We start from the raw sequence: 20,412 nt of genomic DNA on the forward strand, positions 1-20,412 counted from the left end.
CAGACACAACAGTCTCCCCTACAACGTGCGGAGAGACACCTCCTTCAGCTGATCGTCAGTCACCGGCGACGGCGCGGCGGACATGAGATCCGAGCCGGAGGTCGTCTTAGGAAATGCCATGACGTCACGGATGGAATCGGCACCCGCCAGCAGCATACACACACGGTCGAGACCGAGCGCGAAGCCGCCCATAGGAGGCGCGCCGTAGGTCAGCGCTTCCATCAAAAAGCCAAACTGAGCCTCAGCGCGCTCCCTGGTAAAGCCAAGTTTCTCAAGAATACGAAGCTGCAAGTCTGCATTGTGAATACGCATGCCACCGCCGCCGGCTTCAAAGCCGTCCATAACAAAGTCGTAGGTATGAGAACCGATAGACAAAGGATCTGTATCCAGAAGGTCAATCTGGTTTTCATTCGGCTGTGTAAAGGGCATATGTTCGGAGGCGTAGCTTTGCGTTTCCTCGTCCCAATGGAAGAGCGGGAAATTAACTACCCAGAGAAAATCATGACCTTCGCGAGGAATCTCCAGCACGCGCGCCATGTGCAAGCGCATGCCACCCAAAATCTCATCCGTCTCAAGTCGAGCGCCAACCGCAAAGAGGATAAGGTCACCCGGCTGCACCTTCATCTCTAAACGCAAAGCGTCAAGCTCTTCTGACGAGAAGAACTTGGCAATGGGGCCACCCACGCTGCCGTCTTCCTTGTACGCAATCCATGCGAGGCCTTTAGCGCCAAAGGTAGCGGCGATGTCGCTAAGCCTATCAATTTGCGAACGGGGCCAACTACCGGCGCCACGCGCGTTGATAGCCTTTACATAGCTGCCTTCGGCAGACGCGGCGCTGCTGAAGAGCTTGAAACCGGAATTCTTAAAAATCTCGGACACATCGTGAAGCTCCATTCCAAACCGTGTATCGGGCTTGTCGGTGCCGTAGGTATCCAACGCGTCCCAATACTGCATGCGGCGCAGCGGAGTCTGCATGCGAATACCCATCTTTTCAAAAGCATCAGAGAGGATATCCTCAAGCTCAGACATCACGTCGTCCTGGGTGACAAAGGACATCTCCATATCAACCTGGGTAAATTCAGGCTGACGATCCGCACGGAGGTCCTCATCGCGGAAGCACTTGGCAATCTGGTAATAACGCTCCACGCCGCCAATCATCAGAAGCTGCTTTAAGAGCTGCGGAGATTGCGGAAGTGCGTAGAAGCTGCCTCCCTGCATGCGGGAGGGTACCAGAAAGTCTCGCGCACCTTCAGGCGTCGACTTAAACAGCGCGGGAGTTTCTACCTCGGTGAAGTCACGTTTGTGGAAGGCCTCACGGAGCGCGAAGGCAAAATCCGAACGCAGACGAAGGTTACGCGCCATGTACGGTCTGCGCAGGTCAACGTAGCGATACTTGAGGCGCAGGTCCTCGTTCACGTCAACATGATTTTCAATTTGAAACGGCGGGGTCTGAGCGGTATTCAGCACCTCAATCTCAGATGCCAAAACCTCAATTTCACCGGTTGCCAGCAATTCATTAGTCTGCCCCTCGGAGCGATGCTGAACCACGCCTTTGATAAGAACAGGCCACTCAGGGCGGATGCCCTCAGCCGTCTTAAACGCCGCGGGCGCTACGTCAGGATCAAAAAGCACCTGCGTCAGTCCTTCACGATCGCGAAGGTCGACAAAAACGAGACCGCCGAAGTCACGGCGCCGCCAAACCCATCCGGTCAGCGTAACAACTTCGCCGATATTCTCGGCACGCAACTCACCGCAGGTGTGCGTATGCATGCTGTGCTGATCTACAGCGCTATGCTGTTCAGCGGCGATGTGCCGACCAACGGCGCCATGTTGCTCGGCGGCGTCATGCGAAATTGTATCTGTCTGGAGTGTTGAAAAAGCGTCGCTTGAGTTGGATATAGCCACTAAAAATCCTTTCGTCTCTCTGCCCTGTGTCAAATCGGGCAGTGCTCAGCAGACGGCAAACGTGCGTAGACGGCGCACCCTTACACTGGTTTGACATTGTACTCCGCAGAGGTGACTTTCGAGTGGGTAACTACTATATTGGTAACGGTTTCACGCAATTGTTACGTTGACGCATCGCCGCGGCTCAGGCTTTTTCTTCCACGGCGAGAAGAGCGAGGTTTTGGCTATGCCCTATAAAGCTGCAGTATTTGATCTTGACGGAACGCTTCTAAACACAATCACCGATCTTGCCTGGGCAACTAATTATGCTCTCAAGCACTACCATATGCCTACCTATACCGTTGAAGACGTCAAGCACATGGTAGGCAATGGCGTCGCAAAGCTCATTCGCGATGCCGTACCTGCGAACACTTCGGAAGAGCTTTATCAGAAAGTCCTCGCGACGTTTAAGGAGCATTATGCTGACCATAGCCTCGACACCACCGCTCCCTATCCCGGCGTTACTGAAGCTGTAGACCAACTGCGCGCCGCAGGCGTAAAGTGCGCCGTTGTTTCCAACAAACCCGATTTTGCCATCGCGGATCTTATGAACCACTTCTTCCCAAACAAATTTGACTTCGCCTTGGGCCAGCGCGACGATCTCAAGCGAAAACCGGACGCGGAACCGGTTCTCTTTGCACTCAAGCAGATTGGAGTTTCCCCAAACGATGCCGTCTACATCGGAGACTCAGAGGTTGATGTCGCAACCGCACGCAACAGTGGCATGCCGTGCATTAGCGTCACCTGGGGATTTAGGGATAAAGAGGTTCTTCTCGCCGCAGGAGCAACCGCATGCGCAGACACTGCCGACGAGATGACCGCTCTGATTCTCGGACATGAAGTGTAAGCCGCAAGCCGCACGCTCGCTGCGCAGATAGTACGCCTACCGTGCAAAAGCGTACGTTTGACCGATGAATCAAAAACGTTTGAATAGTGAAGCCTGGTAGGCGGTATATTCAGTAAAAGTGCGTCCCACAAGATGGTTTTGCCATCTACGGAGAAAGGATAGCATCATGGGCAAGAAAAGTTCTGAGGCACTTGAAATCTCTTACGAGAACCTGGCCGACTACCTGCATAATCATCATTCGGTATATATGAAGGTCGGCAACCAGGTATACTATCTCACAGACGTTAATTTTGAAGCATGGCGCGCGCAAGACACCAGCATTCGTAATTCCAAGAACCATTTCGTTGATTGTTCTGAACTTGTCCCTACCGTTGACGAGTTCCTCAGTCTTCCTTTCATTAACGGAAAAACTATCCAGGACGTATTTTCACATGCGACCTTCTATGAGTCCGTTAAAGATACGAAGGACTAACCCTATTTTTTTCTTCATGCTCGTAACTTAATCGGAAACCCTGACTTCGGCTTTGATTGTTTCGCGCAACCGCGTCTGAATCTCAGCCGAAGTTTTTTGTGTCATTTTCCGCCATCGCCGAGCAGTGCCAAACTCATGTTTTTCTCGGCGCAAGCACCGCAGTCTGAAACCAGCCACTTTGCAGAATCAGTCACTTTGCAGAGTCAACACTTTTCAAAGTCGCTTACTTTGTTTTAGGTTTCTGTACCTCTCTGACCTCAGCGATTTCAACCTCAGGAGAAACGGAGCCTGCAAGCTCGGGAATGAGCGGGTTGTACTCGTTTTTGGTGGCAACATCTAAAGCCGCCGTCTTCGCGTAGCGCTTTACCGCAGCAGAAGCTCGATTGATAGCGGAAAGCGTGCCGGCACCGGCAACGCAGCCTCCCGGGCACGCCATGCCCTCCAGCAAATATCCCGGATACTTGCCTTTAACGGCGTCTTTCATCATCGATCGGCAGTTATCGAGGCCTTCCGCCGCCATAACATGGACCTCAAGATCGGGATGTTTGTCGTGAATGGCGTTGACTACGGCCGTAGCGACGCCACCAGAAACAGCAAACCCTCGGCCGTCCCGTGATGACGCTGCAAAATCGCTCTTATCGTCAGCAAGTGACTCGAACTTGATATCCTTTGCCTCCATCATGCCGGCAAGCTCTTCAAAGGTCAGAACAAAATCGACCTCGGATTTAACGGAACGACGCATGGCTTCCAACTTCTTGGCAGAACACGGTCCTACAAAGACAATCTTCGCTTTGGGGTGCTGTTTGCGTATCAGACGCGCCGACAAAACCATGGGCGTCAGCGCCATCGAAATGGCGTCCGCATTATCGGGAAATTCCATCTTTGCCATGACTGACCAGGACGGACAGCAGCTTGTACCCATAAACGGAAGTTTCTCAGGCACCTCATCTAAAAAGTCTTCGGCTTCCTGCACTGTACACATGTCAGCACCGGTTGCAACCTCTTCAAGACCAGCAAAGCCAAGCTGCTTGAACGCCTCGCGGAGCTTACCGACACTGCCTTTGCCAAACTGACCGACAAATGAAGGCGCGACTGTCGCGATGACCTCGTTTCCCTGGTTGATAGCGGTAATAACCTGAAAGATCTGGCTCTTGTCGGCAATGGCGCCGAAGGGGCAGTTGACCAGACATTGTCCGCAGGAAACGCACTTCTCGTAATCAATGTCTGCGCGGCCGTACTCATCGGAGCCAATAGCATGCATGCCGCACGCCTCGGCGCAGGGACGCAGGTGGTGCAAGATAGCATGATACGGACAGACCTTCTCGCACATACCGCACTTGATGCACTTTTCCTGATCGATAAAGGCTTTTTTGTCGACAAAGCTGATGGCGCCCTTGGGACAGATTTCGCGGCACGGGTGCGCAAGGCAACCCTGACAGGCGTTTGACACGCGAAACACATTATCTTCGCAGGCATTGCAGGCGAATTTGATGATATTGATGAGCGGGGGCTGGTAGTACACCTCAGGAATAGCGGCTTTTTCAATGCCTTCGGAGAGGTGCTCGGGATGGTCGACACCCTGCATCGGCATACCCATAGTCATGCGCACGCGCTCTCCGGCCACCGCGCGCTCCAAAAACACGCTTTCGCGATAGGTTGCAATTTCTCCCGGAACGATAGCATACGGGAGATTTTCCATCTTGTGAGCTACGTCCTCAAGGGGCTTCTCGCCACTTTCATAGGCAAGTTTGGAAACCTCTCGAAACACCTTACGGCGAATCTCCGTAAGATTAGTGTACACACCACGCATAGTACCTGGCATGAAATCCCCCTCGCTTTGTCTCGGCGGCGCATCCCTCATACGCTGCCGACAGAAATCGTCTACCTGCCTGTACGCGCGTCAACAATCATCACACGCGCAACGATTTCACCTTATGGTTTAGTATGACCGACTTTTAGAGATTCTGCACGCTCCAGCCGGAAAAACGCGCGGGCCACTCCGTCCGCAACGTATGATTCTCACCCGTTACAGGATGAATAAACGCGAGCTCATAGGCGTGCAGCATGAGCGGCTCCCGAGAAGTGACATCCCCATACAGACAATCCCCGACAATCGGAAAGCCCAATGCCGAGAAGTGCACGCGAATCTGATGCTTTCTTCCCGTACCCAACTCGATGAGCATAAGAGAGCGTTTACCTGAACCCTCACGGCGCACCTCAAGACGTCTGACATGTGTCAACGCTGGCTTTCCCGTCTTTGATACGCGCATCTTCCGGGCATCGTGGCGGTCTTTTCCAAGCGGCAACGCGATGCCACGCTCCTTTTCCGGAAATTCTCCCCTCACTATCGCGAGATAGTATTTGCGCAAGTCACGGTTGCTTATCAGCGCGTCAAACAGCGACTGCGTTTCCTTGTTAAGCGAGAAGAGCACGATGCCCGTGGTATCCCTGTCAAGACGGTGCAGCGCTTGAAGATCGCGCGCCTGTTGCAAACAGCCGTTGCCCTCCAGGTACGCGCGGACTTGATCGGTCAGAGTTTCAGCGGCAACGCCGGAGGTGCGCGCTGTACCGTCGCTATGGATAAGTGTGCCAACGCGCTTATCAACCGCAAGGATGTAGTCGTCCTGGTAGATGACACTCACGGGAGCACTCATGAAGTTACTCACGGGGCCGCTCATGAAGCGCTCGTCTCAGAAGCGACTTCCGTAAGCTGTTCTTTAAGCACCTCGTCAAAAGACGTGATGGCGCTCCATACATGTTCGGCCTTTCGCCATGCAACACTTACGGAATAGGTCATGTTTCGGCCAAGCTCTATCACATACAAGCCCGCGTCCTCGGGATTTGCGAATGTAGAGGCAATCAGCTCGGATGGCAGAAAACAAGCGCCGACACCGCGCAATGCCAGAGCCAAAAGGGTTTCCGAGTTTCGAGACATGACTTTGATATGCGGCGTAATGCCCGCGCTCGCAAACGCTTGTCGAGCCAAATTGCCCGCGACATCTCGCTTCCCCACCGTCAAAAACGGAAGATCCGCAAAAGATGAGAGATTGTTGGTTTTCTCAACCTTGGCGACAAGCCCCTCAGCGTCGTTTCCATACAGTTCGCTCAGAAGACTATGGGCTACGACCAGCACGATTTTCTCGCGAAAAAGATCATGAATCACCAGATCATAGGCATGATCTTTTATAGTAGCCACCACAAGGTCAAGCTGGCCGCCTGAAAGCCATTCCACAAGCTGGTCATTCTCCCCTTCATGCAACTCGATGGAGATGAGAGGATGTTGCTTTTGAAAGGCTGCTATCGAGCGCGGCATGATGATATGGCCGCGTGTCGCCGTTACGCCAACACGCAGGCGTCCACGCTCATTACCCGAAATATCTCTGAACTCCTGACGCATGGCACGGCGTGTGGTCTGGAAGCGCCGCGCGTATTTGAGAAACTCTTCCCCTGCGTAGGTCAACGTCAGCGGTACGCTGCGATCAAGCAGCCTGGTACCGAGCTCCTTTTCTGCCTGAGCGATATTTGCCGAAAGCGTCTGCTGCGTTACATTAAGCCGCTCGGCGGCCCGCGTAAAACTGCGCTCCTCAGCAACAGCTACAAAGTAGTCCATGGTTTGGAAGTTCATACCGTCTCCAAGCGTACGTTCTCTTGTTTTTCCAGTTCAACTTAACACAAATTTTATCTGTAATAATGACCAATGAAAACAGTTAGACATATCTTTTTTGAGCACGTACGCTATACCTTGAAAGGACAGATCTTTCAGGAAGTTGGTTGCATGACAGAATTTGTGATTATCGGTACCTTCGCCGTGCTCCTTATTATCGGCACCGTCCTGTCTGTTCCCCTTATCTATACCTTACTTATGGGTTTTGTCCTCTTTTTTAGCTACGGTATTTCCCGTAGTATTTCCGCCAAAGCCCTCTTGCGCTCAGCCGCAAAATCCATTTGGGAAGTCCGCTCTGTTATTGCTCTTTTTGCCATTGTCGGTGCCATGAGCGCCGCATGGCGAGCCTCCGGAACCATTCCTGAAATTGTCAGCATTTCATCCAACCTACTCTCGCCCTCAGTTTTTGTACTGGCAACATTTCTTTTATGTTCCATGATGTCCATGCTCATCGGCACCGCTTTCGGAACCGCCGCCACTATGGGCATTATCTGCATGTCAATAGGCCGCGCCATCAATGCAAACGAGCTTCTCATTGGCGGAGCAGTGCTTGCCGGAAGCTACTTTGGTGACCGCTGTTCTCCCATGTCCACAAGCGCCATGTTGGTTTCACAGCTCACCGATACCAACCTGTCAAAAAATATTGGTCGCATGCTCCGAACCAGCGTGGTTCCCTTCATTATTGCCTGTCTCATCTATGTTGTGTGGGACACGTTTATGGGCGGATCGGGTACCGTACCTGATGTAACTTCCATTCTTTCACGCGCATTTCGTCTTTCATGGGTCGCGCTCGCACCCGCTATTTTGGTAATTGTTCTTGCCCTTTTGAAGGTCGATGTCATTATTACCATGCTCTCCAGCCTCCTGCTCGCCTGTGGCATCTGTATCTTTGTCCAGCACGTTCCCATCATGGAGCTCCCTCGAATCCTGCTTTTTGGTCTACGCGCCCCGGGAGCTACCGTCGCCAACATGGTCAACGGCGGCGGAGTATTCTCAATGCTGAATGTGGTATTTATCGTAGCTATTTCTTCAAGTTACGCAGGTCTTTTCCAAAGCACGCATCTGCTTCGACGTATGTGCGAGATGGTCGCCGATCTAAGCGATAAGTCCACGCCCTTCTTGAGCATCCTTATTACCAGCATGTTTACTTCAATGGTCTCCTGTAATCAAACACTTGCCATTATGTTGACCAACAACCTTTGCGAGCATACGGAAAAATCTTCAAGCGCACTTGCCCTTGATATCGAGAATAGCGCCGTTATCTTGGCTCCTTTGGTTCCCTGGTCCATCTCAAACATCTCGGTACTTTCCGCTATTGGTGCGCCCTCTATGAGCCTTCTGGCAGCATCATTTTTGTATCTGCTGCCTCTGTGGTCACTGGGCATTTCTATCTGGCTGCACCATCGCCCCGAGAACATCAATTGCCGCCGCGCTCGCTTGCTTGGACTTTCACCTGACGACCTTGCGTCCTCTGCATGGGCGCGAGCACATCAAGAGGCTGATCTGGAGAAATGCCTGGAAGTGCAAACGGCGTAAGGTCTCTTATGAACCCTCCCTATGCTCTCTCTTATCAGTATGTATCTTTGGTGTTTGCTCATCTTCCCACACCCGATCTCGCTGTTCGTCAAAGATTTCGATAGAATCGGCATCAATATATGATCCTTTACGATCATAGGGAAAATAACTTATCGTGACACGGTCCCCAATTTTGTAGTCAGATACATTTACCAGAACACCGCTCACAGGTTTTTCACCAAAATGCACGGTTAAGACTCTCTCAGAGCCATCCTCGACGAGCACGCGTAGTTGAAAGGTATTTACCTCCTCGTCAATGCTGACAATATGACCCGTTACACAAAGCAGGTAAGAGTCTCCCACCTTATGACCTATACTTCTTTCTTCATCAACCCTTTTGTAGATCATACAAATGGTTCCAATCAAAAGAAAGACTACTGTAATTAAAAATATATGGAAATACTTCCTTAAAATACTCATGGACACACTGTCTATCGTGAAAAAAATACACCGAAAGTATCAGTATATCTTGCATAGTTAGGGTTAAGGTATCGAGCTGTGCCATACCATCCGTCCGACACACAAAGAGCGGCCATAAAACTCCCCATAGACTCTGCAATTTGAAACCGCATATATCCTTCAACTGGCATGATATGTCCTTTACGCTGTCCATTTTGATTAATTCCACAACCAAAGATTCCAAAGTTTTTGCTAATAACTGTATTTTTAAATTTTAAAAATACAGGAGTTGTCGAAGATTCAAACTGTATCGTTTGCCAATACTGCGAACAATATGAAACTAATGCGGGACCCAAGTCACTAAAATTAGTAGAGCCAAATTTAACTCCACCTGACGAATAGATCTCTTTAGTATTAGAAAGTGACCAAAGAGTATCGTAATGGTATTTTGTTCCATACTTAAAAAATGATTCAGCTGGAATATAGAACTCTGCGCAGCATAACAAAGCCGAAACACCACATGCATAACTTTTTGTTTTTTGTTTGATGATATCTTCTCGATAAGCAATAAACTCTCCTGAGGAATATGCTTTCTCAATAATCTTGAATCTAGGATTTACTGAGAGATTGTCTGCAAAAAATATATCATTCCAACTGCCCGAATCAGGAGTACTACTCAGCGGAATAACCGCATCCGAATCATACCCATACGGCTCTGGAGCGCTAAGGACTATCCCAGAATCCCTCTCAACAGCAACGTAGGAGAACGGTCCTGTCTTGAGAGCAATTACCGAAGAGTCATCATCACGATAAAGCATAGGTACATCTTGAGAAACTGATGCATACGGACTAATCACATCAGGTTCAAAAGAGTATTCGGAAATCAAACTGTCATCAGTCACGTCGTAAATAATATATCCATGAGGACTTCCGAACGTATCAGCTATATCAACTATATATCCGATGGCACCCAAATCAGGATCATAGATTTTCGTAGTCCCAGTAGGCACAAGGCCAGAAGTTTCTCCCATACCTTGGACGAATGTCTTAGCGAACTCAAGCGCCATTTCTTCTGTAAACTGAACCCTGTTCGATTCTTTCTTTCCCGCCGCAAGCACAGTCCTTGGCGCTCCGATAAGAGAAGCGGCATATGCTGCAATAAGAAGAAACGCCCGCCTGCTAACCTTCATGACAACTTTCTTTCCGCCTGACACTACCATGCCTTTTCCGTTGCCGGAAAACGAACCCAAAGCCATCACAATCAGCTGCGACATATCATTCGTAGCTCAGTATTTAAAACATCATTATACCTCCACATCCGCACTGTTGGAAAGATGTCGAGAAGGTCTTGGAGTTTTAAGTATTTAACGGATAAGGTACTCTGACGAATCAGGACGGTCATGCGAGTCTCTGCCGTACAGACACTCATATTCCGGCACCAACTTTACTCGGATCTCCAGGTAATTCTCGCCATTTGAGCCGGAAGTCTCAAAGCTACGCCAAGCGCTGACGTACCTCTTCAACAAGTTGATCTGCAGGAACCTGTACTTGTTCGTGAGTTGTCATATCTCGAAGAGTCGCTACACCCGCAGCTACCTCATCGGGTCCGAGCACGACACAAAGCTTTGCTCCCAACTTATCTGCCTGCTTGAACTGAGCTTTGAGAGAGCGGCCTGTACGATCAGCTTCCGTGCGGATGCCGGCACCACGAAGTGCGAGCACGGCAGAAAATGCCTCACGCGCCTCTTCGGCAGAGGTAGTTGCAACGTACACGCAACAAGGAGCTGCGATATCCGTTTCAATGCCCTGTGCCGCCAGCGCCAACATGATGCGCTCAAAGCCGACGGCAAAGCCAACGCCCGGTGTAGGCTTTCCACCTTCAAGCTCCATAAGACCATCGTATCGACCGCCACCACCGATGGCACCAACGCCCGTATCCAACGCCTCAACTTCAAAAACGGTGCGCGTGTAGTAATCGAGACCGCGTACCAGCGTCGGATCTTCAACATACGCAATACCGGCTGCATCAAGATATGCTTTAACCTGCTCATAATGTGCTCGGCAGTCGTCGCAGAGATTGTCGGAAATGAGAGGCGCATCTTTCATGACGGCTTGACAGCTCTCGTTTTTACAGTCAAAGGCACGGAGCGGATTGATCTCGGCGCGCTCAATGCAGTCGTCACACATGTGGTCTGTATGATCAAGAATAAACTGCTTGACCTTCTCGCGATATGCCGGACGGCACGCGACATCCCCCATGGAGTTAATCATGAGTTTCAGGCGAGATGTATCAAAGCCCAGCTCTTTAAAGAACTGCATGAGCATGATAATGGACTCAGCGTCAGAGGCGGGATCGGACGCGCCAAGCCACTCCACACCTACCTGGTGGAACTGGCGAAGCCTTCCTTTTTGCGGACGTTCTCCGCGAAACATCGCTTCCGCGTACCACATCTTGGCGGGAGCAGCCCCCTGCGGCACGAAGTTATGCTCGACAGCCGCACGCACGACGCCTGCAGTCCCTTCAGGGCGCATGGCCATGCGCTGACGAGCCTTCAAGCCCCTCTCGCTTCTCGAAGCCAGAAGGTCTTCCAAAAGCGCGCCGGAAAATACACGGAACATCTCCTTGCGCACCACATCAGTTGACTCGCCGATACCGTGAACAAAGGTGTCTACCTGCTCGATTGCAGGCGTTTCAATACGGTCAAAGCCATAGGTCCCAAACAAATGGCGCGCGATATTCTGCATGCGCTCCCATGAGCGCATATAACCGCCGTACAGATCCTCGGTACCTTGAATTCGCTGGCCCATGTACCCTCCTGTCGTGATTCACAGATGGTGCAAGTATACCCGCATGCGCAAAAGGTTGTGCAAAAAGATTGCGCATCGCATAAAGATCGCTCCACATTTTTCGACAAACTGTCCCCCGAGGCTTGTTTTTTAATTCCTATAACTTAGTATGAATTAGTCAGCCTTCGGGTATGACTCAGTCGTTACCAGTATGCGCATACCAACCCAGGGCCTGCGTATAGCGATACAGGAGAGATATATGACAGATACACTCCTCCGCGTAAGCGGTGTCTCTGCAGGTATAGAGGATAAACCTATTCTGCATGACATTAATCTCACCGTCGGTTTCGGTGAAACCCATGTGCTCATGGGGCCAAACGGCGCGGGCAAGTCAACGCTTGGCCGTGTTGTTATGGGAGACCCGACATACGGCGTCACGTCCGGCTCCATCGTATTTGACGGCCAGGACGTCACCGACGTTTCTCCCGACAAGCGTTCTCTTGCCGGCATGTTCCTTTCATATCAGGCGCCCGTGGAAATTCCCGGCGTGCCTCTCTATTCCTTCCTACGTACCATCACGCAGATGCGCCCGGAACTCAAAGCTACCGCTCGCAGCTTCCGCAAGCGCGTAGGAGAAATTTCCGACCAGCTTGAGCTTGACCAGAGTTTTCTGATGCGCGAGCTTAACGTAGGCTTCTCAGGCGGTGAGAAGAAAAAGATTGAAATGCTTCAGCTTCTGCTGTTGAAGCCCAAGCTCGCCATTCTCGACGAAACCGATTCCGGCCTGGATATCGATGCGCTCGCTGTCGTTTCGCGCGGCATCGAAGCTTACCGCACATCCTGCGACGGCTCGCTCTTGATCATCACCCACAACACCCGCATCCTTGAGCGCCTGGACGTTGATCACACGCACGTGATGGTTAAAGGCTATCTTGTGGCCGACGGTCCCGCCTCTCTCATTGACGAGATTGACCGCACCGGATTCGAACGTTTTGAGCGCGAGAAGGACGTCGAGAAGGACGTCGAAGTTTCCGAAGGCGGTGCCCACGAGTGAGCGAGAAGAAGCGGTCAGAGGTCGCTGACATTAACCGCTCCCTGTATGACTTCACCAAGTCCGAAGAGGGCTATGAGCGCTATGAAGACGGCCTTACTCCTGAGATTGTACGTGCCATCTCGGCCAAAAAAGACGAACCGGAATGGATGCTTCAGTTCCGCCTTTCGGCGCTGGAAACCTATCATGCGCGCGCCATGGCGTCCAACTGGGGGCCATCCATTGCGGGACTTGATATGGATCATATCTCCACGTACGTCTCGCCTCAAACAAAGCAATCAAACAACTGGGAAGACGTTCCCGAAGATATTCGTGACACCTTTGAGCGTCTGGGCATCCCTAAGGCGGAGGCAGAAAGCCTTGCCGGCGTCGGCGCTCAATACGATTCCGAGATTGTCTACCACAACATGCGTGAAGAGGTCGCCAAACAGGGCGTCATTTACACCACGATTGAAGATGCTCTGCATGACCCTGTGTGGGAGCCCGTTGTTAAACAGTACTTCGGCACGTTGATTCCTCCTTCCGACCATAAGTTCGCGGCGCTTCATTATGCCGTCTGGTCAGGCGGATCATTTGTCTTTGTGCCGGCCGGCGTGAGCCTTGACTATCCGCTACAAAGCTACTTCCGTCTGAACGCCCAGGGTGCCGGACAGTTTGAGCATACGCTCATTATTGTTGAGGAAGGCGCTGACCTGCACTTCATTGAAGGTTGTTCTGCGCCGAAGTACTATGCCGCAAACCTCCACGCGGGGGCCGTTGAGCTCTTTGTCAAAGACGGAGCGCGACTGCGCTACTCAACCATCGAAAATTGGTCCAAGAACATGTACAACCTCAACACCAAGCGTGCTCTTATCGGCTCTGACGCCCGCATGGAGTGGGTCTCCGGCTCTTTTGGCAGCCACGTTTCGTATCTCTACCCATCGACCATTCTCAAGGGCGACCGCTCCAACTGCGATTTTACGGGCATTACCTTTGCCGGCGCTACGCAGGATCTGGACACTGGCTGCAAGGTCATCATTAACGGCGCTGACAATACGGCGTCAGTTGACACGAAGTCCATCTCCAAGGACGGCGGCATCAATACCTTCCGCTCCGCCGTCACGATTGGACGCAAAGCGGCCAACGCCCGTGTATCCGTTTCTTGTCAATCGCTCATGCTCGACGATATCAGCCGCTCAGACACTATTCCGGAAATGGACGTCCGAAACGCCACCGCGCAGGTTGGCCATGAGGCAACTATCGGTCGCATTTCTGACGACACCATCCTCTATCTCATGAGCCGCGGCTGTTCTGAATCCGAGGCGCGTACGCTCGTGGTTAACGGTTTCGCAAATCCCGTCTCAAAAGAACTCCCTATGGAATACGCCGTTGAGATGAACAATCTTATTAAACTAGAAATGGAAGGAGCGATTGGCTAATGGCTGAACACAGAGCTGAAAACATCCGTATCGAATCCGCCAATGTTCCTCCCGCGCAAACATGGAACCGCCTGCACGCTAACGCGCTGACGCTGACAGTCCCAAAGACAACCAATGCGGGAACGGTATATCTTCCACTCCCCCGTCTTTTTGAGCGTATTGAATGTGGCATGGGAGCTGAGGTCACAAGCTACATAGACTCTCAGGTCTTTGAAGCAGCCTACTATGAAGTTCCCGCTCATACCAAGCGCAAAGAACCTGTTGTCATCTCGGTATCGGCTGCCACAAACGAATGCGCAAACGCGGGCATTATGGTGCGCGAAGGCGCTGAAGCAACTGTCGTTGTCGTTGCTCGCGCTGGCGAGAAGAACGCCGAAGCCGCAGGCGGCAATAACAACACAAACGGCGCGGACAATACGGACGTTCCAGCGACAAGCGGAGCTCTCGTGCGCATTGTCGCCGAAGCAGGCGCTCATGTGCACCTCATAGAAATGCTCGGCATTGATGATGATCAGCAGCATCTTGAAAGCATCGGCATTGAAGCGCATAAGGACGCCCTTATTGACGTGCACCAATATGCGCTTGGCGGAGGCGCTCTCGGCATAGGATTTGCAGCCAACCTCGCGGGTGACCGTGCGCATCTTGACTTGAACAGCCGCTATCATGCCGATCACGAGGAACTTCTCGACATCAACCACGTCGCCCGCATGCGCGGACGGACCACGCGCGCCGAAATCGCCGAGTCCGGCATCTTGAACGACTCCGCGCGAAAGACCCTGCGCGCCACTATCGACCTCATCCGCGGCTCCAAGGACGCCAAGGGCAACGAGGTCGAGACGGTGCAGATTCTTGGCGATAGCGTTGTCAGCAAAACCATGCCCGTCATCCTCTGCGATGAAGACGACGTTGCCGGAAACCACGGCGCCACTATCGGATCAGTTTCTCCCGAGCAGATCGAATATCTGCAGGCCCGCGGGCTTTCTCGTCGTGAAGCGGAGCGTCTCTTTGTACGCGCTCTCTTTGAAGACGCCATCATCCATGCGCCTGAAGCCCTCTCCCATGACGTTGCAGTCGAGCGTGCCGAGAAGGTCCTGGGTGCTGACGTTGCTCATGACTTCGACGATGCCTCAGGGCTGGCGTTTAAGGACGGTGTCGCGTAATGGCTTCTCGTCTTAGCGCCTCAGAGCTCGCTGAAATCACCGAAAGTCCCTATAAGAAAGACTTTCCTCTCCTGGCCCATAATCCCAAAATCGCTTATTTGGACAGCGCGGCAACCTCGCAGCGTCCCGGCGCAGTCATCGAGGCGCACAAACGCTTCTACGAGACCATCAACGCGAACGCCCTGCGTGGCCTGTACCGTCTTTCTGTTGAGGCAACCGCGGCTATCGGAGACGCCCGCAAGGCGTTGGCGCGCTTTATCGGAGCGGTGGATGCTGATGGCGCGCCGCGTGATCGCGAGATTATTTTTACCCGCAATACCTCGGAGTCATTGAATCTTGTGGCATCCAGCCTCGGACGCTTGGTGTTGAAGCCCGGTGATGACGTGGTCATTTCCATTATGGAGCATCATTCCAACCTCATTCCCTGGCAGCAAATCTGCGCCCAAACAGGCGCTCACCTTGTTTACCTGTACATGAACGATGACTTTAAAATCACGCAAGAGGAGCTCGAGTCCAAAATCACTGAACGCGCCAAGATTGTTTCAGTCACGCAGGTATCCAATGTACTGGGAGTTTCCAACGATATCTCCGCTCTGGCCAAACGCGCGCATGCCATGGGCGCTTATATGGTGGTCGACGCTGCTCAAAGCGCACCTCACCTCCCCATTGATGTTCGCGCGCTTGACTGCGATTTTTTGGCCTTCTCGGCTCATAAGATGTGCGGACCTATGGGTATCGGCGTGTTGTGGGGAAAGTCCGAGCTGCTTAACCAGATGCCTCCCTTCCTCACCGGCGGCGAGATGATTGATTCCGTCACAAAAACCGGTGCTGTCTGGGCTCCTATCCCCGAGAAATTTGAGGCTGGCACTCAAGACGGCGCGGGTATTTACGCTACAGGAGAAGCTGTCGCATATCTTGAGGGTCTCGGCATGGCAACCGTTGAGCGGCGAGAAGCACTTCTCGCCCGCTATCTGACTGAACAGCTTAATGAGCTGGATTTTATTGATATCATTGGCCCGCGCGATGGAACAAGGCACATCGGAGCTGTCTCCTTTAACGTGCGCGGCGTTCACCCGCACGACGTTTCGTCCATTCTCGATATGGACAACGTATGCATTCGCGCTGGACATCACTGCGCTGAGCCGCTTCTTACGGAGCTTGGTCAATCAAGCACCTGCCGAGCAAGCGTGGCGTTCTATAATGACGCGTCCGACATTGACCGACTTGTTCTTGGACTTGAGCGCGTCTGGTCTATCTTTAACGGTAACTAGCGCATTTGGTTTATCTTTAACGGTAACTAACACTGGCATGAAAGGGCGCCGAACAACAACATGACTGGTAACGACCTTTATAACGCAGAATTTATGGATCACGTCTCACATCCTGACTACAAGTATGAGATGGAGCATCCAACCTACACGCATGAAGGCATCAATCCCTCCTGCGGCGATGAGTTGACGTTTTCTGTCCGCCTTGCGGATAACGGAACTATTGAGGAAGCCGCGTTCACCGGTCATGGATGCGCCATCTCGCAGGCAAGCGCCGATATCATGAGCGATCTTATGGTCGGCCGCACACCCGCGGAGGCTATTGAGCTCTGTCAACTCTTTGGCCGCATGATACGCGGCGAGGAAACCGATGCCGCGTCATTGGAAAAGCTGGAGGATGCTAACATCCTCCACGACATCGCTCATATGCCCGCCCGTGTTAAATGTGCTGAGCTGGCATGGCGCACCTTGGAAGAGATGCTTGAGGCGCAGGGAGCTCAAAGCTCCGCTCAGGACGGGAAGTAACTATGGCAAACATGTTCTCGACAAAGGGCATGTATGCGCTGCGCGCTATGGCAGATTTAGCCGTGCATGACGGCTGGATCTCGCTTGGCGACGTTTCCGAACGTCAGCATATCTCACGCAAATACCTTGAACAGGTCATTTCTCTTATGCACAAGGCTGGCTACGTTGAGTCTTTACGCGGCAAAGGCGGAGGCTATCGACTAACACGTAAGCCTGAGGATTACACGCTCGGCGAGATTTTGCGCGCCACCGAAGGAAACCTTGCTCCTGCAGCATGCTTAAGCTGCGCAAATGAGTCGCTCTGTCCGCAGATGGAGTCCTGTACCACCGTTAAGGTATGGCGCGATCTTGGCAAGATGACCTCAAGTTTTCTCGATAGTAAGACGCTGGCCGACATCGCACGTCAAGAAGAATTGCCAAAACACTGACGTCACAAGCTGTCACAGACAAAGCGCAAGCACTTCTCGCTTAGCCGCTAAGAACTCATCTGTAAGCTCAAAAGCCACAGGAGAGACTGCTGGACTAGCGCTCTTTGAAGTATCAGCTAAGCCGTCACGTGAAGTAACTTGCGGCAGAGGTCGCTTGGGCACGACCTCCCCTACGATTTTTGTCACAACACCCTGCGCGGGATTTCCCCGCATCACAAAAATATGCGATGCCATGGAAACCGCTTCATCCACGTCATGGGTGATAACCAGCGCAGACATGTTCATCTCAACCACCGCATCCATAAGCCACTCACGCATTTCTCGCCTGGTCAGCGCATCAAGTGCCGAGAAGGGCTCGTCCAAGAGAATTACATCGGTTCCTGTCAGGCTGGTACGCAAGAAAGCCGCGCGCTGTCTCATGCCACCCGAAAGCTCGGAAGGCCAGCTTTGTGCCACTTCCCCCAAACCCATACGTGCCAGTAATTCTTGAGCTCGCGCGCGAGCTTCTCGTCGAGAAACACCCTGAAGCACCAACGGAAGCGCAACATTGTCCACGATGCGCTTGTGTGGCAAGAGCAGATCCTTCTGAAGCATGTAGCCAATGCGCCCCGGCATGCCCGTTACGTCTTCGCCATGCAAAAGCACCGAGCCCGATTGCGGCATGAGAAGTCCTGCGAGCGCATGTAAAAGCGTTGTCTTTCCACAGCCGGAGCGGCCGACCAGACAGCACACTTCGCCGGGGTTGATTGCAAGGCTGATATCGCGGACGACTTCTCGGCCATCGCCCCAAGCAAGTGCAAGATGCGCGGCCTCAAGGGCAGGCACCGAGGTTGCTTGCTCCCTGGCGGCTTGGTCTCTGGCGGCTCTGTTTTCGCCTGCTTGCTCGCTCATTGTTGCCGTTGACGCTACCGTTGCTGCTGTTTTCGCCAATCCCATACCGCTCACTTACTTCAGATACTCGGTAGTAAATCCTGCTGCAACGTCAATTTGCTTCTCAAGAAGCTTTTGATCGTTCAACCATTGGTAAAACTTTGACCAGCGGTTTTTATCAATCGCTCCCCAACTCTCCGCATCGTCAATATACTTAGCGGCGAGGAACTTCTGGCTCTTATGCACAAGATCTCGATCAAGCTCAGGAACGGCCTTCAGCAGTATGTCGGCCGCGTCCTCCGGATTGGAAACAGCATATTCATAGCCCTCTCTAACAGCCGCGAGGAAACCCCTCACTGCCTCGGGATTACTCTTCAGGTATTCATCGTTGGCGGCGATAACCGGCGTATAGATGTCAAAGACCGAATCAATCGACTGGAACGAGAAGTAATTGTAGGGAAAGCCCTGCACTTCGGCGTTTTGAACCGCCCACTGCTCGTAGACCCATACGGTATCGAACATATTGGCCTTAAGTCCCAAAACCTCATCGTCAACCTCATACGGCACCATCTTGATGCTTTCAGGATCTCCACCGTCAGTCTGAACCACAGACTTAACCGTCGCCTGTTCAACAGGCAGATTCCATGTTGCATATGTATGGTTTTGCATCTCACGCGGACGGGTAATGCCATCATCTTTACGACTCATAATACCTGAGAGATTGTGCTGAATAATGGCAGCCACGGCGGTATAGGGAAGCGGATGCTCGGAAGCTAGGTTATTGGCGATAAAATCTTGATACGAGACACCCATCTGCGCGCCGCCGGAACCAATCAGCGCGTCAGCTCCATCCGCGGGAGGCTGCTGAATCTCAACCTCAAGTCCGTGAGCTTTGAAGAGACCTTTTTCCTGGGCAACATAAATACCGGTATGGTTGGTGTTCGGTGTGTAATCCAACACAAACGTAATCTTGGAGCTTTCAGACGAGGAGTTCTTCTCGCCTGACGGTGCCTTTGGTTGTTCCTGCGTACATCCTCCAAGGGCAAGTCCAGCTGCCGAGAAGCCCGCCGCCCGTAGAAAGTTTTTGCGTGAAAGAACTCCGACAGGTTTGGTAGAAAGAACTCCGGTATGTGTATGACAATTCATTCCTTACCCCTATTCCACTTCATTTTTGATTGGTTTATCCCACGGCATAAGCTGCCTTTTAAGGCGATTTACCAGCCACATCAACAAGAGAGAAAGCGCAGAAACCACCACAATGGCTGCAAACATCCGGTCATAGGCGAAGGCTTTTCTCACTCGCGTCATATAGACGCCAAGGCCCGAGTCTCCGCCAAGCCACTCCGCAATGACTGCTCCAATCACGGCATATGTCACGCTGATTTGCAGTCCCGAGAAGAACTGGCGGGCGGCGGCGGGCAATTTTGCATGACGGAAAATCTGCGTGCGATTCGCACCCATGGTTTTCATAAGATCGATTACATCGGGATCAATTGATCGGAAGGCCGATATGAGCGCCACGGTAACCGGGAAAAAGGTAGATATCGCCACGAGAACTACCTTAGGCAAAATTCCGAACCCCATCCACAGCACCAAAAGCGGAGCGATAGCTACCACGGGAATGGTCTGCGATACCGTAATAAGCGGAGAAAATGCGTGATAGAGCCACTCAAAAAGGTCCATCATAACTGCGATTACAAAACCTAACGCTACGCCAATCGCAAGGCCCAGCAAGGCTTCTTCAAGTGTTACCCATGTGTGGAGCGCAAGCAAAGGAGCGTCTTTTACAAGCGCAAAAAAGACCTGATAGGGAGACGGCACTAGATAGTTAGGAATGATATTTGCCATAACGGCAATCTGCCAGATAATCAGCAATATCGCAACAGTCAGTGTTGGCAGAAGTGCTTGTTTCAACCTTGTCATGTCATCTCCTCTCAATACCGCCGCGCGGGACATGAGATGACATGATTCCTACGCTGGCATTATCCAGATCAGGTGCGAACA

Annotated in this window: 19 protein-coding genes; 9 read left to right on the plus strand and 10 right to left on the minus strand. The window is 52.2% G+C overall.

Annotated features, from left to right (window positions below; genetic code table 11):
- Positions 1-18: 18 nt before the first annotated feature.
- Positions 19-1,770 carry an aspartate--tRNA ligase gene (aspS, locus tag QM016_RS02490; protein WP_282711444.1) on the minus strand — a complete coding sequence of 584 codons (1,752 nt, stop codon included), beginning with the start codon at positions 1,768-1,770 and terminating at the stop codon, positions 19-21.
- A 361-nt stretch (positions 1,771-2,131) separates the two neighbouring features.
- Between aspS and QM016_RS02495 the strand changes: the two genes are divergently transcribed.
- Positions 2,132-2,791: an HAD-IA family hydrolase gene (locus QM016_RS02495; RefSeq protein ID WP_282710061.1), complete on the plus strand. Its 660-nt coding sequence runs from the start codon at positions 2,132-2,134 to the stop codon at positions 2,789-2,791.
- Positions 2,792-2,957: 166 nt separating this feature from the next.
- The gene (locus tag QM016_RS02500; RefSeq protein WP_016476706.1) at positions 2,958-3,263 is read left to right on the plus strand and encodes a hypothetical protein; all 306 of its coding nucleotides are present in this window, start codon (positions 2,958-2,960) and stop codon (positions 3,261-3,263) included.
- Positions 3,264-3,486: 223 nt separating this feature from the next.
- On the opposite strand, the gene QM016_RS02505 is transcribed toward QM016_RS02500, so the two are convergent.
- The 3 genes from QM016_RS02505 to QM016_RS02515 form a co-directional block, all read right to left on the minus strand.
- A complete protein-coding gene (locus QM016_RS02505; protein ID WP_016476705.1) occupies positions 3,487-5,085 on the minus strand; it encodes a 4Fe-4S dicluster domain-containing protein in 1,599 nt (532 codons plus the stop codon).
- A 133-nt stretch (positions 5,086-5,218) separates the two neighbouring features.
- Positions 5,219-5,941, minus strand: coding sequence for an RluA family pseudouridine synthase (locus tag QM016_RS02510; protein WP_282710062.1), 723 nt, complete (start codon positions 5,939-5,941; stop codon positions 5,219-5,221).
- A complete protein-coding gene (locus tag QM016_RS02515; protein WP_016476703.1) occupies positions 5,938-6,888 on the minus strand; it encodes a LysR family transcriptional regulator in 951 nt (316 codons plus the stop codon). Before QM016_RS02515 ends, QM016_RS02510 begins: the two co-directional genes overlap by 4 nt.
- Positions 6,889-7,038: 150 nt before the next feature.
- On the opposite strand from QM016_RS02515, the gene QM016_RS02520 reads away from it, so the two are divergent.
- Positions 7,039-8,463 (plus strand): Na+/H+ antiporter NhaC family protein, encoded by a 1,425-nt coding sequence (locus QM016_RS02520; protein ID WP_282710063.1) that lies wholly within the window; start codon positions 7,039-7,041, stop codon positions 8,461-8,463.
- A 6-nt stretch (positions 8,464-8,469) separates the two neighbouring features.
- Here QM016_RS02520 and QM016_RS02525 read toward each other — a convergent pair whose 3' ends face one another.
- The 3 genes from QM016_RS02525 to hisS form a co-directional block, all read right to left on the minus strand.
- Complete coding sequence (locus QM016_RS02525) at positions 8,470-8,922, minus strand: hypothetical protein (RefSeq protein WP_282710064.1); 453 nt, start codon at positions 8,920-8,922, stop codon at positions 8,470-8,472.
- Between the two features lie 11 nt (positions 8,923-8,933).
- Positions 8,934-10,175 carry a hypothetical protein gene (locus tag QM016_RS02530; protein ID WP_282710065.1) on the minus strand — a complete coding sequence of 414 codons (1,242 nt, stop codon included), beginning with the start codon at positions 10,173-10,175 and terminating at the stop codon, positions 8,934-8,936.
- Between the two features lie 220 nt (positions 10,176-10,395).
- Complete coding sequence (gene hisS / locus QM016_RS02535; protein ID WP_282710066.1) at positions 10,396-11,709, minus strand: histidine--tRNA ligase; 1,314 nt, start codon at positions 11,707-11,709, stop codon at positions 10,396-10,398.
- 238 nt (positions 11,710-11,947) lie between these two features.
- On the opposite strand from hisS, the gene sufC reads away from it, so the two are divergent.
- The 6 genes from sufC to QM016_RS02565 are packed head-to-tail and all read left to right on the plus strand — an operon-like array spanning position 11,948 to position 17,538.
- Positions 11,948-12,742: a Fe-S cluster assembly ATPase SufC gene (gene sufC, locus QM016_RS02540; protein ID WP_282710067.1), complete on the plus strand. Its 795-nt coding sequence runs from the start codon at positions 11,948-11,950 to the stop codon at positions 12,740-12,742.
- A complete protein-coding gene (gene sufB / locus QM016_RS02545; protein WP_282710068.1) occupies positions 12,739-14,157 on the plus strand; it encodes a Fe-S cluster assembly protein SufB in 1,419 nt (472 codons plus the stop codon). The genes sufC and sufB overlap by 4 nt, the downstream gene beginning before the upstream one ends.
- A complete protein-coding gene (locus QM016_RS02550) occupies positions 14,157-15,317 on the plus strand; it encodes a SufD family Fe-S cluster assembly protein (protein WP_282710069.1) in 1,161 nt (386 codons plus the stop codon). Before sufB ends, QM016_RS02550 begins: the two co-directional genes overlap by 1 nt.
- On the plus strand, positions 15,317-16,588 hold the full coding sequence (locus tag QM016_RS02555; protein ID WP_282710070.1) for a SufS family cysteine desulfurase: 1,272 nt from the start codon (positions 15,317-15,319) through the stop codon (positions 16,586-16,588). The genes QM016_RS02550 and QM016_RS02555 overlap by 1 nt, the downstream gene beginning before the upstream one ends.
- A 60-nt stretch (positions 16,589-16,648) precedes the next feature.
- Entirely contained in the window at positions 16,649-17,110 is a 462-nt protein-coding gene (sufU, locus tag QM016_RS02560; protein ID WP_016476691.1) for a Fe-S cluster assembly sulfur transfer protein SufU, read from the plus strand.
- Positions 17,111-17,112: 2 nt separating this feature from the next.
- Positions 17,113-17,538 carry an RrF2 family transcriptional regulator gene (locus tag QM016_RS02565; protein ID WP_282710071.1) on the plus strand — a complete coding sequence of 142 codons (426 nt, stop codon included), beginning with the start codon at positions 17,113-17,115 and terminating at the stop codon, positions 17,536-17,538.
- A 12-nt stretch (positions 17,539-17,550) separates the two neighbouring features.
- On the opposite strand, the gene QM016_RS02570 is transcribed toward QM016_RS02565, so the two are convergent.
- Genes QM016_RS02570 through QM016_RS02580 form a run of 3 tightly spaced genes read right to left on the minus strand, consistent with a single transcriptional unit; the run spans position 17,551 to position 20,331 of the window.
- Positions 17,551-18,483, minus strand: coding sequence for an ABC transporter ATP-binding protein (locus tag QM016_RS02570; protein WP_282710072.1), 933 nt, complete (start codon positions 18,481-18,483; stop codon positions 17,551-17,553).
- Positions 18,484-19,554 carry an ABC transporter substrate-binding protein gene (locus QM016_RS02575; protein WP_282710073.1) on the minus strand — a complete coding sequence of 357 codons (1,071 nt, stop codon included), beginning with the start codon at positions 19,552-19,554 and terminating at the stop codon, positions 18,484-18,486.
- A gap of 9 nt (positions 19,555-19,563) precedes the next feature.
- Positions 19,564-20,331, minus strand: coding sequence for an ABC transporter permease (locus QM016_RS02580; RefSeq protein WP_282710074.1), 768 nt, complete (start codon positions 20,329-20,331; stop codon positions 19,564-19,566).
- Positions 20,332-20,412: the final 81 nt, after the last annotated feature.

The sequence above is a fragment of the Lancefieldella sp. Marseille-Q7238 genome (assembly GCF_949152215.1).
Lineage (GTDB): Bacteria > Actinomycetota > Coriobacteriia > Coriobacteriales > Atopobiaceae > Lancefieldella.